We start from the raw sequence: 16,334 nt of genomic DNA, 5'->3' as shown, positions 1-16,334 counted from the left end.
CCGTCTCTCCCCTTCCCGTCACCGCCCGGCGGCGTCTCACCTTGCGCCGCCGGCATCCAGTGGCACAAGGTAACATCCCGCCCCCTCGACCGCACTCCACGGGTTGGCAGCTTGCCATCCTCCTCGGTGTCTTGAGCGATTGGCCTGTCCGAACGAGGCGCACAAAAAAAGGCCGCTCATGGAGCGGCCTTTCATCAATCAGTTCTGGACTTAGCTGTCGCGGCGCTTGTTGCCACCGAACTTGCGATCCTTGTTGAAGCCACCTTCACGGCGCTCCCCGCTCTTGTTGAACGGACGGTCACCGCTGGGGCGGCGGTCCTTGTTGAAGGGACGATCGCTGCGGGGCGGACGGGGGGCAGTGTTGCTGCCAGCCGGCACCTCGGTGTAGCGGGTGATCATCAGCGGACGCTGGCAGACACGGGCCTTCTTGATCACTTCCAACACGTCGGCTGTCATGCCCTTGGGCAGATCGACGGTGGAGAAGTCATCGGCGATGTCGATGTTGCCGATGAAACGGCTCTCGATGTTCGCTTCGTTGGCGATGGCGCCCACGATCTGACCCGGCTTGACGCCGTGATGGGCACCCACGTCTACGCGATAACGCTCCATCTCTACGTCAGGATTGTCTTTCAGCGGACGCGGCTCCAGGGACGGCATGCGACGGGCAGGACGATCGCCACGGTCACCGAAATCACGGGGAGCACGATCACCGAAGTCACGGCGCTCGAACTCACGGCCAGCACGGTCGCTTGCCGGTTCAGTGATGGAGTCATCCAGCAGCAGCGGTTGGTCACCCTGCACCAGCTTGGCCAGGGCGGCAGCCAGCTCCAGCGGATCGGCAGAATCTTCTTCGATCAGCTCGTTCACCAGGTTCACGTAGATCTCAAGCTCTTCGCCCATCATGGTTTCCCGGATGCGCTCCTTGAACTTGGTCATGCGGTGCTGGTTGATGTCCTCGGTGCTCGGCATCTTCATCGGCTCGATGGCCTGACGAGTAGCGTGCTCGATGGCGCGCAGCATGCGGCGCTCGCGGGGAGCCACGAACAGGATGGCTTCGCCTTTACGACCGGCACGACCGGTACGGCCGATACGGTGAACGTAGGATTCGGTGTCGTAAGGAATGTCGTAGTTCACCACGTGAGTGATGCGCTCGACGTCCAGACCACGGGCGACGACGTCGGTGGCGATCAGGATGTCCAGCTGGCCTTGACGCAGCTTGTCGACGGTACGCTCACGCAGCTTCTGCGGGATGTCACCGTGCAGGGCTTCACAGGCGTGGCCACGGGCGGCCAGCTTGCCAGCCAGCTCTTCGGCGGCATTCTTGGTGCGCACGAAGACCAGTACGGCTTCGTACGGCTCGACTTCCAGCAGACGGGTCATGGCGTCCAGCTTGTGCAGACCGGTTACCTGCCAGTAGCGCTGGCGGATGGTCGGTGCAGTGGACGTCTTGGTGATGATCTTGATCTCTTTCGGCTGCTTCAGGTGCTTCTGGGCAACACGACGGATCTGGTCCGGCATGGTGGCAGAGAACAGGGCAACCTGACGGGTGGCCGGGCACTGTTCCATGATCCAGTCCACGTCGTCGATGAAGCCCATACGCAGCATTTCATCGGCTTCGTCCAGTACCAGGGCTTTCAGGCCGGAGAGATCCAGGTTCTTGCGACGGATCAGATCCATCACACGACCCGGGGTACCGACGACCACCTGGGCACCACGGCGCAGGGCGCGGGTCTGGGTTTCGTAAGAGGAACCACCGTAGATGGGCAGGACATGGAAGTCAGGCATGTGCTTGGCGTAACGTTGGCACGCCTCGGCAACTTGCAGCGCCAGCTCACGGGTCGGTGCCAGCACCAAAATCTGAGTGTTACGGTTACCAGCTTCCAGACGAGACAACAGAGGCAAGGCAAAAGCAGCGGTCTTCCCTGTACCGGTTTGCGCCTGCCCCAGCAGATCGTGTCCCGCCATCAGGTGGGGAATTGCTGCGGCCTGGATCGGTGACGGGCGCTCATAGCCCACGTCTTGCAGCGCTTTCAATACAGGCGCGGCCAGTCCAAGCTCACTAAAAAGGGGCAGTTGTTCGGTATCAGACATAGATTCTTCCAGATTAAGGCAGGCGGCTAACACCGCGGAATAGCAAAAAGGCGGCGATTATAGCGCCACTTTGTTCTGCTGTCTTGAAAAATGTGATAAGCCTCTCAAGACGTTGGCAATTATAGAGGGATCTCGCGACTATGGCTTGCTTATTTTGCACCCATGGTGCGTTATTGCAGATCACTCCTCGCCGGAGTCCTTGTCCCGCTTGTGTTTGAGCACCGCCATGGTCAGTCTGCTGGTGCACAATAAACGCCCACGTTCATCCCGGATTTCAATCTGCCACACCTGGGTCGTGGCCCCCAGATGCAGTGGCGAGCAACGCCCTCTCACCACCCCTTCCCGTTTGGCACGCAGGTGGTTGGCGTTCACCTCCAGTCCCACGCAGTAGCTCTCCTCCCCCACTGCCATGTTGGCGGCCAGCGACCCCAGCGTCTCCGCCAGCACCACGGAGGCGCCGCCGTGCAGCATGCCTAGGGGCTGATGGGTGCGGTGATCCACCGGCATGCTGGCCTCGAGCCAGTCGGGCCCAAAGGCGGTATAGAGGATGCCAAGGTGGGCCATCAGGGTGTTGCGGGAGCTGGCATTGAGCCCCTCCAGGCTCATGGGCTTGCGCCAGATGGGGGCATTTTCTTGACTCATGGCGAGCAGACTCCTTATGTGATCAATGGGTTGGACACGAGCCGTGTCGGCGAAGAAGAAAAAAGATGCCCCGAACAGGGGCATCTTGACAAGTACCTTGCATCACCAGGGGTAGGTCACCCCGGGCCACTCGGCCCAGGGCAGCTCACGCCCCGGCAGGCGCGGGTGGTGCCAGTGCCACACCTTGCCCAGCCAGGCGCGCAGCTCGGCCTCCAGCACGGCGTCAGCGAGGGGAGCCTCGGCCACCTTCCAGAAGAAGAGCTCCACCTCCACCTCCGGCAGCACCGAAGGGTAGAGATAGACACCACCCCAGAACTCGGGCTCCCGCTCCGGGCTCCAGAGGCCATAGGCAAAGGATCGCTTGGCGAGAAACTCCGAGCACTGCCACTCCAGATCGGCCTCGTGCTGACTCAGGCTGAACTGGGCCGAGGGCCAGACATCATCCGGGCGAAACAGCCGATGGAGCTGCTCCCGCTCGCGCAGCATGGCGACGAACTCCACCACCGCCTGGCTCGGGCTGGCAGGCAGCAGCAGAAAGTCCGGGTGCCGATAGGCTTGCGGCACCCGAAACCGCTTGGGGAAGCGCAGCATCAGAGCAGTTCCAGCAGCGCCTGCAGCGGATGCTTGAGTTTCTCCCCCTCCATCCGCTTGACCTGGCTGCGGCACGAGTAACCTGTGGCCAGGCAGCGATCCTTGGGCAAGCGTGCCAGGGGCTCGGCCCAGCTGAGACCATAGATCCCCTTGGAGTTCTCCACCTGCTTGGCGTCGTGACCATAGGTGCCGGCCATGCCGCAACAGCCGACCGATACCGGCTGCAACTTGGCGCCGAAGCGGTCAAACAGGGTGCCCCAATCGCCGTGGGTCGAGGGCTTGGCGGTCTTCTCGGTGCAGTGGGCAAACAGATACCAGGGCTCGGCCTGCTCCGGCTCTTTCGTTGCGGCCCTGACTTGCGGGGCCGGAAGAGAGAGCAGCCACTCCTGGGGCAGCAACACCTGGAAGTCGCCGCGGGCGGGGCCCAGGGCTTTCACATACTCATCGCGATAACAGAGCACCAGGGAGGGATCCACCCCCACCATAGGGATGCCCAGCGCCGCCATCTTGTTGAGGAACTGGGCGCCGCTCGCGGCGGTGCGGGCGAAGGCGCGCAGGAACCCCTTCACGTGCTGGGGCTTGCCGTTGGGCTTGAAGGGCAGCAGGTAGGGCTGATAGCCCAGCTTGCTGGCGAGCCTCACCAGATCCCGCACCACGGGGGCATCGTAATAGCTGGTAAAGGGATCCTGCACGATCAGCACCACTTGTCGGCGCTGCTCGGGGCTCATGGCCTCGAGGCCCGGCAGATCGAAATAGCGCGCCTTGTGATCACGCAGCTCCTCGGCCAGGGTGGGGATGCTCAGAAGCGGCACATCCACCATGCCGATGCTCTTCTCGGTCGCCTTCTGGGCCCACTCTTTCTCCAGGAAGAAGTTGACCAGCTTGGGGGCCCTGGCGAGCAACGGGGCATAAGCTTCGACGGTGCCGACGAAGTAATCCTTGGGGCCGCGCAGATAGCGGCTGTGGTAGAGCTGCATGAAACGGGCGCGGAAGGTGGGCACGTCCACCTTGATGGGGCACTGGCTGGTGCATGCCTTGCAGGCCAGGCACCCCTCCATCGCCTCCATCACCTCGTGGGAGAAGTCATACTGGCCGCGGGCGCGGGCCACCGTATTGCGAAACTTGTCGACGATAGCCTTGAAGCGCAAGCCTCCAGATTGCAGCGCCACCTCCTCGGCCAGGGGATCGAAGCCCTGCTCCGCCAGCTGGCGCAGCCATTCGCGCATCAGCCCGGCACGCCCCTTGGGAGAGTGGCGGCGGTCGCGGCTTATCTTGACCGAGGGGCACATGGGGGAATCGGTCTCGAAGGTGAAGCAGAGGCCGTTGCCGTTGCAGTCCATGGCACGGGTGTAGCTTGTCCGCACCGCGATCGGGATCTGGCGGTCAAACTTGCCGCGCTTGGGCCCGTCCACCGAGACCAGCTCGGCGCCGCTGCCATAAGGGATGCAGATCTTGCCCGGGTTGATGCGGTTGGCGGGATCGAAGGCCCCCTTGACCCGCTGCAGCTCCTCCCACAGCTCACCGAAGAAGGCGGGGCTGTATTCGGAGCGGAAACCCTTGCCGTGCTCCCCCCACATCAGGCCGCCATATTTGGCGGTGAGCGCCACCACCTGATCCGAGATGCGCCGCAGCAGCACCTCCTGCTCGGGGTCGCACAAGTCCAGCGCCGGGCGCACGTGCAGCACCCCCGCATCCACGTGGCCAAACATGCCGTAGTCGAGGCCGTGGCCGTCCAGCAAGGCACGAAACTCCATGATAAAGTCCGCGAGTGACTCCGGCGGCACGGCGGTGTCTTCGGTGAAGGCCACCGGCTTCTTGCGCCCCTCGGCGTTGCCGAGCAACCCCACCGACTTCTTGCGCATGCCGTAGATGGTCTCGATGCTCGGCAGGTGGCTGCACACCTGATAGCCGATGATGCCCGCCTCCCCCTTGGCCAGCAGGCCGTCGATACGGCGGCACAGCTCGGCCACCTTGGCCTTGTGCACGGCTTCATCGGTGTCCGCAAACTCGACTATGTTGAGCCCCTGCAAGTCCTTGCCGGGCACCTCCTGAATGAACTCTTTGACCGAATGCCAGATGATGTCGGCGCGAGCAAGCCCCAGCACCCGGGAGTCCACCGTCTCCACCGACAGGGCGTGAGCCTCCACCATAAAGGGGGCATTGCGCAGGGCGGATGGGAAGCTGTCGTACTTGACGTTGACCAGGGTGCGGTAGCGCGGAATGGGGGTGATGTTGAGGCGAGCCTCTGTGATGAAGCCCAGCGACCCTTCAGAGCCGCACAGCACCCGGCTCACATCCAGGGTATCGCTCTCGGGAATATAAAGATGCTTGAGATCGTAACCGGTCAAAAAGCGGTTGAGCTTGGGGAAGGTCGCCTCTATGTCGGCGCGCCGCTCGCGGCCGATGCGATAGAGGGTGCGGTAGATCTCCCCCTCGCGGCTCTCGAGGGCCAGCTTGTCTGCCAGGCGCTGGCCGTTCACCGGCTCGGTCGCCATGATGTCGCCGTTTTCCAGCACGGCTTTGAGGCCGAGCACGTGATCCGAGGTCTTGCCGTAGACGAGTGACCCCTGCCCCGAGGCATCTGTGTTGACCATGCCGCCCAAAGTGGCGCGGTTGGAGGTGGAGAGATCCGGCGAGAAGAAGTAGCCGTGGGGTTTGAGGTAGGCGTTGAGCTGATCCTTCACCACCCCGGCCTGGGCGCGCACCCAGCCCTGCTCCAGATTAATTTCCAGGATCTGGTTCATATGGCGCGAGAGATCGACGATAATGCCGCCGCCCAGGGACTGGCCATTGGTGCCGGTGCCGCCGCCGCGAGGGAAGAAACTCAAGGTGGCGTACTCTGGCCCCTGAGCCAGCTTGAGCATCACCGCAATATCATCCGCGCTGCGCGGATAGAGAACCGCCTGAGGTACTACCTGATAGACGCTGTTATCCGTCGCCATCGCCAACCGGCTTGCATAAGACTTTTCGATATCACCACGAAATGCTGATCGCGCCAGCAACTCAAGAAACTGCAGGGTTGTAGGTGACAAACTGTCCTGGTAATCGAGTCTCGGGATCATGAATCCTTGTTCCCATCCTTTGCTTGATGCCGGCATTCCGGCGACAACGACTGGCCTTCCGCCTCTTCGGGGCGCTCTTGTTTTAGAGCCATGGGGCCAGTCCGCTCACATGTGAGCGGGCAGTATATCAGCTAGAAAACCGCTTGCGCGTTCAATCTTCACCATTTGAAAGGAGGACTTTTATGGCTCATTACAGCCATGTTATCAGTACGCTGGTTCGCACCGAGAAACAGGCCCTGACCCTGTCACTGTTCGGCTGCATCAGCTTCGCCATCTTCGGGATCGGCTATGGTCTCTTCGTCGGCTCCAACGCCATCATGCTCGATGGCATCTTCACCCTGTTCAGCATGGGCATGACGGGCCTCGGACTCATCACCGCCTACCTGGTGACCCGCCCCTCAGACGCGCGCTTCCAGTATGGCTACGCCCACTTCGAGCCCATCACCAACGTCATCAACGGCACCATCATACTGCTGCTCTGCCTCGGCGCCTTCCATAGCGGCATCACCTCCCTGCTCGAAGGGGGACGAGAGATAGATCTCGGCCACGCCCTCATCTACGCCGCCGTCTGCACCTTCTTCTGCGCCATCATCTACCGGATCGAGGCGGGCGTCGCCGAACGTATAGACTCCGAACTGGTGCGGGTCGACTCCAAGGAGTGGCTGGTCGACACCCTGCTCAGCGCCACCCTGCTCATCGGCTTCGTGGTCGCCATCGGCCTCGACGCCCTCGGCTACGGCCACTACAACCGCTACATAGACCCAGTGCTGGTCACCCTGCTCGCCCTGTGCGCCACCCTGATCCCCATCAAGGTGCTCGGCCGCAACCTGCGGGAAGTGTTGAAAATCGCCCCCAAGGGGGATGTCTCGGCGCGGGTCGAGCACGAGATAGACGCCCTGCGCCAGCGCCATGGCATCGAGTGCTACAGCCATCTGGCGAAAAGCGGCCGCCGCTTCGATCTGGAATTGAACATTCTGGTGGCCCCGGATCAGGAGTGGCCCATAGAGCGCCAGGATGCCCTGCGCCAGGAGCTCTGGTCCCGCCTCGGCGATACCCTGGGGGATGCCTGGCTCTCGGTCTGCTTCACCCGCGAGAAACGCTGGCTCTGATCCGGCGCTTGCTATCCTGATGCAACGCGGGGCCCCGTCGCCCCGCGTGACAAATGTCCCAAACAGGGCCTCCGGCAACCCGCCAGCTACTTTCTCCTACGTCACTCTCGCCGCCCCTCTCCTGCCCGTTATTGCTCTGTTTTTTTTAATCTTTAAACCATTGACAGGGAAAACCGTTTGTCGAGTCCCTTGAATCAATAACCATTTTCAGCAGCACAAAAAGTTACGAAAATTTCGTTGCTAAAATTAAGTAGGCCAGCTATTTATTTTCGCCAAGGACAAACGGCAGACTGCGCGCCGAAATACAGTGATGTTGTTATCCACCGAACAATAAAAACAAATACACTTATTCCACTTTGTTAAACAGTTAAGGTAAGTCCCATGAAAAAGGTGTTGATCACAGTATTCGCATTGACCATGGCGGGCACGGCCAGTGCTGCCCTTCCCCAGCTTAATTACGAGTGCCCGGGTAAGATCCAGATGCACAGCGATGAGGGTGGCCCCGTCTATATCAATGGCAAGGAGGCCAAGCTCAAGAAGTTCAACGACAACTTCTATGAGGCCAAAGGCGCGGGTGTCACCCTCTCCATCAGCAACACCGGGGGCCAGTACGATGTCTCCTACAACAGCAAACAAGGTTCGGGTGTCTGCCAGCCCGCAGCCACGTCAGCAGCGCCTGCGGCCTCGGCAAGCCCTGCCAGCCCTGCCAGCCCTGCGGAGAAAGCCTGTCTGAAGGCGGTCTCCGAGAAGACGAACGTGCCCCAGGCTCAGCTTCAGGTGACTGACGTGATGGACTCCGAAGCCGGGGTCGGCGTCACCATCAAGGTGCCGGGTGCCGATGCTCCCTGGTCCTGCCTCAGTGACAAGAAGGGCAATGTTCAGGGCGCCGCCTACACGGGCCAATGAGGGGTTTCGCACCGCTTAATATGAGATCCCCGTGACATGACGGGATTGACCGACAGGGAGGCAATGCCTCCCTGTCTTCATGTAAAACTCTTTATATTGAGACGCCAACGCCCCTGTCTTCCGATTCGAATCTTTATATTTAGGCATCAGCCTCCCTTCAAATAACCTCCTCCTGCGCCGCCCCCAAAAACAGCCGCTACCTGTTCGCGCCCCTTATATAACCAAATGAGCTGACATTTATTAAAACAAGCACCAAATGACAGGTACCTGAAATAGGTTGTTACACTTTGGCCAGGCGCGGATATATACAGAGCCTGCGTCTTATGCTTGTCCTCATCCATATGGCGAGAGACCTTCCATGGGCCGACCCAGCAGCGCAGGCGCCCCCCTAGACCCGATGGCCCGCCACCACTAGTGCGCCCGGTGCTTGCCAAATCGGCGATAGCCGTTATCATCAGGGCTCACTTTTGACCCGAGGTTTTATTGCCCATCATGGACAACCCCCGAAGTAGCCCTTCGTTTTTCCCCATCAAAACCTATCTGTACCTGCTCAACCAGCGCCTCTGAAAACACCCGAGCCTTGCCCTGCCACGGCCCCTTGCCGTGACCGACATCCACTGCGTCTGTTTTTATTGAGGTCATCCTAATGGAATTCTTGCTGGACCCGTCTATCTGGGTCGGTCTGTTCACCCTGATCATCCTCGAGATAGTGCTCGGGATAGACAACCTGGTCTTCATCGCCATCCTGGTGAAGAAGCTGCCCCCCGCCCAGCGGGACAAGGCCCGACTCATCGGCCTCTCACTGGCCCTGATCATGCGCCTCGCCCTGCTGAGCGTGATGTCCTGGCTCGTGACTCTCACGACCCCCATACTGCACATCTGGGATCACCCCTTCTCGGGTCGGGATCTCATCCTGATGGGCGGCGGCCTCTTCCTGCTGTTCAAGGCCACCTCAGAGCTGCATGAGCGGCTGGAGGCCAAGCCGGAGGAGCAGGGCCCGGCCGGTGTCTATGCCGGATTCGGGGTGGTGATCGCCCAGATCCTGGTGCTGGATGCCGTCTTCTCCCTGGACTCCATCATCACAGCCGTCGGCATGGTGGAACACCTGGGCGTCATGATGGCGGCCGTGACCATCGCCATGGTGGTGATGGTGATCGCCTCCAAGCCCCTGACCCGCTTCGTCAACGCCCATCCCACAGTGGTGGTGCTCTGCCTGAGCTTCCTGCTGATGATAGGCTTCAGCCTGGTGGCGGAGGGCTTCGGCTTCCACATTCCCAAGGGCTATCTCTATGCGGCCATCGGCTTCTCCGTGCTCATCGAGTTCTTCAACCAGCTCGCCCAGCGCAGTGCCCAGCGCCACGAATCCAGGCAGCCCCTGCGCGAGCGCACCACGGCCGCCATCTTCAAACTGATGGGGGGCAGCCGGGCCAACCAGCACCCGCAGCAGGATGAGGAAGAGGAGCAGGATGCCCCCCGCCCCATCAGCTTCGGGGAAGAGGAGCGCTACATGGTGACCGGGGTACTGTCGCTCGCCGAACGCTCCATCCGCACCATAATGACACCCCGTGCCGAGATGGAGTGGATCGACGTCAATGACTCCCCGGACGAGATCCGGGCCCTGCTACAGCGGGCCCCCCACAGCCTGTTCCCGGTCTGCGACGGGGAGCTGGACGAGATCATCGGCGTGGTGAAGGCGCGGGATCTGCTGTTTGCCCTCAACGAGGGGCAGTCCCTGGCCGAGCTCGCCAAGCAGAACGACCCCATCATAGTGCCCCAGACCATCAACGTGATCCGGCTGCTGGCGGAGCTGCGCAAGGCCAGGGGCAGCCTCATTCTGGTGGCGGACGAGTTCGGCATCATCCAGGGGCTGGTCACCAACCACGATCTGCTGGAGGCCATAGTCGGCGAGCTGCCGGATGAGGATGAGACCCCGGACATAGTCCAGGAGGGTGAGAGCTGGCTCATCAACGGCAGCACCAACATCCACCAGATAGAGCAGACCCTGGGCCATGACGGCCTGGTGAGCGAGAGCGATGAGTACGTGACCCTCGCGGGCATGCTGCTCTCCCACTTCGGCAGCCTGCCCACCTGTGGCCAGCAACTGCGTCTGGGTCAGCTCTGCTTCGAGGTGCTGGCGGTGAGCGAGCGCCGGATAGAGCGGGTGCGGGTCACCCCGATAGGCGCCAGCGCCGCCTGATCTGCCGCGACACTGAAAAGAGGGCCAAAAGGCCCTCTTTTTCATGGCCTCGGGCCCATTGCTGTGCCAATGGCAATTCTCTTCTGCAATTACCCCTCTTTTTCACAATGACAATCCCCTCTAGAGTCTGCTCCATCCCAACACGAGGAATTCACCATGAACCACGATCCCCTGTTCTGCCCCCTTCGCCTCGGCCAGTTGCACCTCTCCAACCGCATCGTCATGCCGCCCATGACCCGCTCCCGCGCCAGCCAGCCCGGTGACGTGGCCAACGCCATGATGGCCACCTATTACGCCCAGCGCGCGGGTGCTGGCCTCATCATAGGCGAGGGCACCCAGATAGATCCCCTTGGCAAGGGCTATGCCTGGACCCCGGGCATCCACAGCGCCGAGCAGGTGGCTGGCTGGAAGGGGGTGACCGACGCGGTGCACGCCAAGGGGGGCATCATGTTTGCCCAGCTCTGGCACGTGGGCCGGGTCACCCACCCGGACAACATAGGCGGCGCCCAGCCCATCTCCTCATCGGCCATCAAGGCGCAAGGGGTGAAGGTGTTTGTCGACAACGGCAGCGACGCCCCCGGTTTTGTGGAGACAGTCACTCCCCGTGCCATGACCCAGGCCGACATAGACGCCGTGGTGAGCCAGTTCCGCCAGGCCGCCCGCAATGCCATGGAGGCCGGCTTTGACGGCATAGAGCTGCACGCCGCCAACGGCTACCTCATCAACCAGTTCCTCGACTCCGAATCCAACGCCCGCACCGACAACTACGGCGGCTCCCTGGAGAACCGGCTGCGCTTCCTGAAAGAGGTGACACAAGCGGTCAGTGACGAGATCGGGCCTGACCGGGTCGGGGTGCGTCTCGCGCCGCTGACCACCCTCAACGGTACCGTGGATGCGAAGCCGCAGGAGACCTATCTGGCTGCTGCGAAGCTGCTGGGGGAAATAGGCATCGTCTATCTGCATATCGCCGAGGCGGACTGGGACGATGCCCCATTGATGGCGGAGGGCTTCAAGCAGGGGCTGCGGGATGCTTTCCCCAATACCCTCATCTATGCGGGAAAATATGACGGTGAGCGTGCCAGAGCCGCGCTGCAGGCGGGCTGGGCCGACTTGATTGGCTTCGGTCGCCCCTTCGTGGCGAACCCGGATCTGCCGAACCGGCTGCGTCACGGCTATCCCTTTGCCCCCCATGATCCCGCCACCCTGTTTGGCGGCGGCGAGCAGGGGCTCATCGACTACCCCGTCTATCAGGCCGAGACAGCGTCCCAGCCTGCCTGAGACTGGCAACCGGCATAGTCCCACGCGCCCGCCCTCATCGGCGGGCGCGCGCTATTTGCACCTCCGGTGCCTAGTAGAGCGCCACCCCGTGGCAGGCGCCATAGCCTCTGATCTCCTGGGTCAGCCTCACCTTGTCGGCAAGACTCAGCCAGCTCGCCTCCACCCCATTGAGGGAGAGACGGCAGAGCTGCTCCCGCGTGGCGCCGAGTCCGTCGGCCAGGGCCCTGAAATTGGCCCCCAGATAGCCGCCGAAATAGGCGGGATCGTCCGAGTTGATGGTGACACAGAGCCCCTGCTCCAGCAGGGTCAGCACATTGTGATCCGCCATGGTGCCGAACACCTTGAGCCGCACGTTGGAGAGGGGGCAGACGGTGAGCGGCAGCCGGGTGTCGGCCAGGTAGCGCACCAGCTCGGGATCCTCGGCGCAGCGCACCCCGTGATCGATGCGGCGCACCGCAAGCTCCCGAATCGCCTGCCAGATATAGTCGGCCGGCCCCTCCTCCCCCGCGTGGGCCACCACAGGCAGCCCCAGCTCCCTCGCCCGGGCAAAAACCCGGACAAACTTGGCCGGCGGATTTCCCTGCTCCCCCGAATCGAGGCCGACCCCGTGCAGCCGCGCCAGATAGGGCTCGGCCTCGCGCAGGGTCGCGAAGGCATCCTCTTCGCTCAGGTGGCGCAAAAAGCTCATGATGAGGCGCCAGCTGATGCCAAGCTGCCGCTCCCCCTGCTGCAATGCCCGCTCGATGCCGCCGAGCACGGTGCCAAAGGGCACGCCCCGGGCACTGTGGGTCTGGGGGTCGAAGAAGATCTCCACGTGCACCACCTTGTCGGCGGCGCAGCGTTCAAGGTAGGCCCAGGTGAGGTCGAAGAAGTCCTGCTGGGTGACCAGCACGCTGGCCCCCAGGTAGTAGAGCTCGAGAAAGGATTGCAGGCAGTCGAACTCATAGGCAGCCCGCAGGCTCTCCACATCGGGCCAGGGCAGGGTCACCCCGTTGCGTCTGCCCAGGGCAAACATCAGCTCGGGCTCGAGGGTGCCCTCGATATGCAGGTGCAGCTCCAGCTTGGGCAAGCCGGCAATAAAGTTCTCCATGATGACGGCTCCATCGTCAGCGCCTGATGGATCAGGCAATTCAGGCACCAGCGGCGCCCTCCCTCTGCCGTCATTGTGCACCCATCTGGCGCGCCGGGGGAGACTTGTCATCAAAGCGCCTTATAATGGCGGCACAAAAAAGCCATAAGTGATTGACGACATTCGAGGTTGGCAACCACCTCCCCCTACAAGGAGTTTCCATGAAGAAAAGCGTCATCTGTGACATCGACGGCGTCATACTGCACAACAACGATCTGGTGCCCGGCGCCGACCGTTTCGTTCACCGCCTGCTGGAGCAGGGCAGCAAGCTCCTGTTCCTCACCAACTACCCGGCCCAGACCCAGAAAGATCTGCAAAACCGCTTCCGCTCCGCCGGGATCGAGGTGCCGGAGGAGTGCTTCTATACCTCCGCCATGGGCACCGCCGATTTTCTCAAGCGCCAGGATGGCAAGAAGGCCTATGTGATAGGCGAAGGGGCCCTGACCCACGAGCTCTACAAGGCCGGCTTCACCATCACCGACATAGACCCCGACTTCGTGGTGGTAGGGGAGACTCGCAACTACAACTGGACCATGATGCAGCTGGGGGCCAAGTTCGTGGATCAGGGGGCCCGCTTCATCGCCACCAACCCCGACACCCACGGCCCCATGATGCACCCGGCCTGCGGCGCCCTCTGTGCCCCCATCGAACGGATGACCGGCAAGAAGCCGTTTTACGTGGGCAAGCCGAGTGCCTGGATCATTCGCGCGGCGCTCAACCGGATGGAGGCCCACTCCGACGACACCATCATCATCGGCGACAACCTGCGCACCGACATACTGGCGGGCTTCCAGGCCGGCCTCGAGACGGTGCTGGTACTCTCCGGGGTGAGCAAGGTGGCGGACATAGACCGCATGCCGTTCAGACCGAATCACATCTTCGACTCCGTGGTCGACATCGATATCGTCTGATCCCCCTCATCGGCTCCCCCTTGGCAAGGTGGCACACATCGTTTAACGTAAGCGCAACATTGTTAAACAAACTAAACGGGAGCAGGACGCTCCCCTCGCCACCCCAAGGACGCACCATGAAGAGCCTGAACAACTGGATCCTGCTGGACCAGCACCCCGTCTCCCCCACCCCGCTGATGCCCGCCCCCGAGCGGATCCGGGCCGGCAACCCGAGCCAGACCCTCTGGAACCACTACTCGGACCCCAGCCAGCAGTTTCACGTAGGCTTCTGGGCCTGCGAGCCGGGGCGCTGGGCTGTGCACTACACAGAGCACGAATACTGCCAGTTGCTGGAGGGCGAGGCGCGGATCCACGACGGCCAGGGGGGCCAGTTGCACCTCAAGCCAGGGGATCAGTTCGTCATACCCGCGGGCTTCGTCGGCGAGTGGGAGACCCTGGTGGCCTGCCGCAAGCTCTATGTGATCTTCGAACCCGCCGCGACCTGACGCGCACGTCAAGCACCCGCCCTTTATTGACACCATTCTCACCCGCCGACTTGACGTTGGCGGCATGATTTTCTGCGGTTTTCCCGCTTGCAAAAGGGTTTTCCGCTAGGCATTGTGATTGGCGAGGAATGTAAATGGAATTTCGAGCCCAAACGTGGGGGGCTCATATAAAAATCAAGAGGATTACCGCCAATGTGTTCTATTTTCGGCATTCTGGACATCAAGACCGACTCCGCTGCCTTGCGCAAATCGGCCCTGGAGATGTCCAAGCGACTGCGTCACCGCGGGCCTGACTGGTCCGGCGTCTACAGCTCCGACAAGGCCATTCTGGTGCACGAGCGCCTGGCCATCGTCGATCCGGGCAATGGCGCCCAACCGCTCTACAACCCCGAGCGCACTCACGTATTGGCCGTCAACGGCGAGATCTACAACCACAAGGAACTCGAGAAGCACCTCAAGGTCGACTTCAAGTTCCAGACCCACTCCGACTGCGAGGTGCTGCTGGCCCTCTACAAGGAGAAGGGCCCCGCCTTCCTGGACGATCTCAACGGCATCTTCGCCTTCATCCTCTATGACGCCGAGCAGGATGCCTACCTGATTGGTCGTGACCACATGGGGATCATCCCCCTCTATACCGGCCGCGACGAGCACGGCAACTTCTATGTCGCCTCCGAGATGAAAGCTCTGGTGCCGGTGTGCAAGAGCGTCGAAACCTTCCCGCCCGGACATTACCTCTGGAGCAAGGATGGCGAACTCAAGCAGTGGTACAAGCGGGACTGGATGGAGTACGGTGCGGTCGAGCACAACGTCAGCGACAAGGCCGAGCTGAAAGCCGCGCTGGAAGCGGCTGTCAAACGCCAGCTGATGTGCGACGTGCCCTATGGCGTGTTGCTCTCCGGCGGGCTGGATTCCTCCGTCATCTCCGCCATCACCAAGATCTATGCCGCCCGCCGGGTGGAGGACGATGGCAAGAGCGAAGCCTGGTGGCCCCAGCTGCACTCCTTCGCAGTCGGCCTGGAAGGCTCACCGGATCTCGCCGCCGCCCGCAAGGTGGCCGATCACCTCGGCACCATCCACCACCAGATCCACTTCACAGTGCAGGAGGGGCTGGATGCCCTGCGGGACGTCATCTATCACCTCGAGACCTATGACGTCACTACCATCCGCGCCTCCACCCCCATGTACCTGATGGCCCGTTACATCAAGGCGATGGGCATCAAGATGGTGCTATCCGGCGAGGGCTCGGATGAGCTGTTCGGCGGCTACCTCTACTTCCACAAGGCGCCGAATGCCCGCGAGTTCCACGAGGAGAACGTGCGCAAGCTGGCCTCCCTGCACCTGTATGACTGCCTGCGGGCCAACAAGTCCATGGCCGCCTGGGGCGTGGAGGGTCGCGTGCCCTTCCTCGACAAGGAGTTCATGGATGTGGCGATGCGGCTGCAGCCTGCCGACAAGATGTGCGGCAACGGCAAGATCGAGAAGCACATTCTACGGGAAGCCTTCGAGGAGCTGCTGCCCCACGAAGTGGCATGGCGTCAGAAGGAGCAGTTCTCCGACGGCGTGGGCTACTCCTGGATTGACAGCCTGAAAGCCATGGTCGAGACCGAAGTGACGGATCAGATGTTCGAGGCGGCCGCATTCCGCTTCCCCATCAACACTCCGCTCACCAAGGAGGCCTATTTCTACCGCGCCATCTTCGACGAGCACTTCCCGCTGGAGTCCGCCGCCCGCACAGTGCCCTATGGCAAGTCGGTTGCCTGCTCCACGCCCACCGCGCTGGAATGGGATGCCAAGTTCAAGGAGATGGCCGACCCGTCCGGTCGCGCCGTGATGGACGTCCACCAGCAGAGTTACTGATAATCCCAGCGGACAGTTTCACTGCGAGATAACCAAGCCCCTTTCGAGGGGCTTTGTTTTTGGCGCTGTCCCAGTT

12 protein-coding genes are annotated in these 16,334 nt (G+C 61.9%); 7 read left to right on the top strand and 5 right to left on the bottom strand.

The features are described from left to right. Positions 1–210: 210 nt before the first annotated feature. The 4 genes from G4923_RS14065 to ydiJ all read right to left on the bottom strand — a co-directional run bounded on the left by G4923_RS14065 (position 211) and on the right by ydiJ (position 6,386). A complete protein-coding gene (locus tag G4923_RS14065) occupies positions 211–2,091 on the bottom strand; it encodes a DEAD/DEAH box helicase (RefSeq protein WP_163137440.1) in 1,881 nt (626 codons plus the stop codon). A 180-nt stretch (positions 2,092–2,271) separates the two neighbouring features. Next, entirely contained in the window at positions 2,272–2,733 is a 462-nt protein-coding gene (locus G4923_RS14060) for a hotdog fold thioesterase (protein ID WP_163137439.1), read from the bottom strand. A gap of 102 nt (positions 2,734–2,835) precedes the next feature. Further along, entirely contained in the window at positions 2,836–3,324 is a 489-nt protein-coding gene (locus G4923_RS14055; RefSeq protein WP_163137438.1) for a hypothetical protein, read from the bottom strand. Continuing rightward, positions 3,324–6,386: a D-2-hydroxyglutarate dehydrogenase YdiJ gene (gene ydiJ, locus G4923_RS14050; protein ID WP_163137437.1), complete on the bottom strand. Its 3,063-nt coding sequence runs from the start codon at positions 6,384–6,386 to the stop codon at positions 3,324–3,326. The genes G4923_RS14055 and ydiJ overlap by 1 nt, the downstream gene beginning before the upstream one ends. A gap of 182 nt (positions 6,387–6,568) precedes the next feature. Here ydiJ and G4923_RS14045 point away from each other — a divergent pair, with 182 nt between their 5' ends. From G4923_RS14045 to G4923_RS14030, 4 genes are all read left to right on the top strand, one after another. Further along, positions 6,569–7,495, top strand: a complete 927-nt coding sequence (locus G4923_RS14045) for a cation diffusion facilitator family transporter (RefSeq protein ID WP_163137436.1) — start codon at positions 6,569–6,571, stop codon at positions 7,493–7,495. Positions 7,496–7,876: 381 nt separating this feature from the next. Beyond that, the gene (locus tag G4923_RS14040) at positions 7,877–8,401 is read left to right on the top strand and encodes a hypothetical protein (RefSeq protein WP_163137435.1); all 525 of its coding nucleotides are present in this window, start codon (positions 7,877–7,879) and stop codon (positions 8,399–8,401) included. 646 nt (positions 8,402–9,047) lie between these two features. Further along, positions 9,048–10,598, top strand: a complete 1,551-nt coding sequence (locus G4923_RS14035) for a TerC family protein (RefSeq protein ID WP_106886532.1) — start codon at positions 9,048–9,050, stop codon at positions 10,596–10,598. Between the two features lie 156 nt (positions 10,599–10,754). Beyond that, positions 10,755–11,876, top strand: coding sequence for an alkene reductase (locus tag G4923_RS14030; protein ID WP_163137434.1), 1,122 nt, complete (start codon positions 10,755–10,757; stop codon positions 11,874–11,876). A gap of 70 nt (positions 11,877–11,946) precedes the next feature. On the opposite strand, the gene G4923_RS14025 is transcribed toward G4923_RS14030, so the two are convergent. Then, complete coding sequence (locus tag G4923_RS14025; RefSeq protein WP_163137433.1) at positions 11,947–12,966, bottom strand: adenosine deaminase; 1,020 nt, start codon at positions 12,964–12,966, stop codon at positions 11,947–11,949. 200 nt (positions 12,967–13,166) lie between these two features. On the opposite strand from G4923_RS14025, the gene G4923_RS14020 reads away from it, so the two are divergent. The 3 genes from G4923_RS14020 (at position 13,167) to asnB (ending at position 16,258) form a co-directional block, all read left to right on the top strand. Next, complete coding sequence (locus G4923_RS14020; RefSeq protein WP_005302324.1) at positions 13,167–13,916, top strand: HAD-IIA family hydrolase; 750 nt, start codon at positions 13,167–13,169, stop codon at positions 13,914–13,916. Between the two features lie 116 nt (positions 13,917–14,032). Next, on the top strand, positions 14,033–14,401 hold the full coding sequence (locus G4923_RS14015) for a cupin domain-containing protein (RefSeq protein WP_163137432.1): 369 nt from the start codon (positions 14,033–14,035) through the stop codon (positions 14,399–14,401). Between the two features lie 192 nt (positions 14,402–14,593). Then, positions 14,594–16,258: an asparagine synthase B gene (gene asnB / locus G4923_RS14010; protein ID WP_163137431.1), complete on the top strand. Its 1,665-nt coding sequence runs from the start codon at positions 14,594–14,596 to the stop codon at positions 16,256–16,258. Positions 16,259–16,334 lie beyond the last annotated feature (76 nt).

Source organism: Aeromonas rivipollensis (genome assembly GCF_010974825.1).
Taxonomy (GTDB): domain Bacteria; phylum Pseudomonadota; class Gammaproteobacteria; order Enterobacterales; family Aeromonadaceae; genus Aeromonas; species Aeromonas rivipollensis.
The sequence above is the reverse complement of the archived record's forward strand: the minus strand, read 5'-3'. Positions and strand labels throughout refer to the sequence as shown.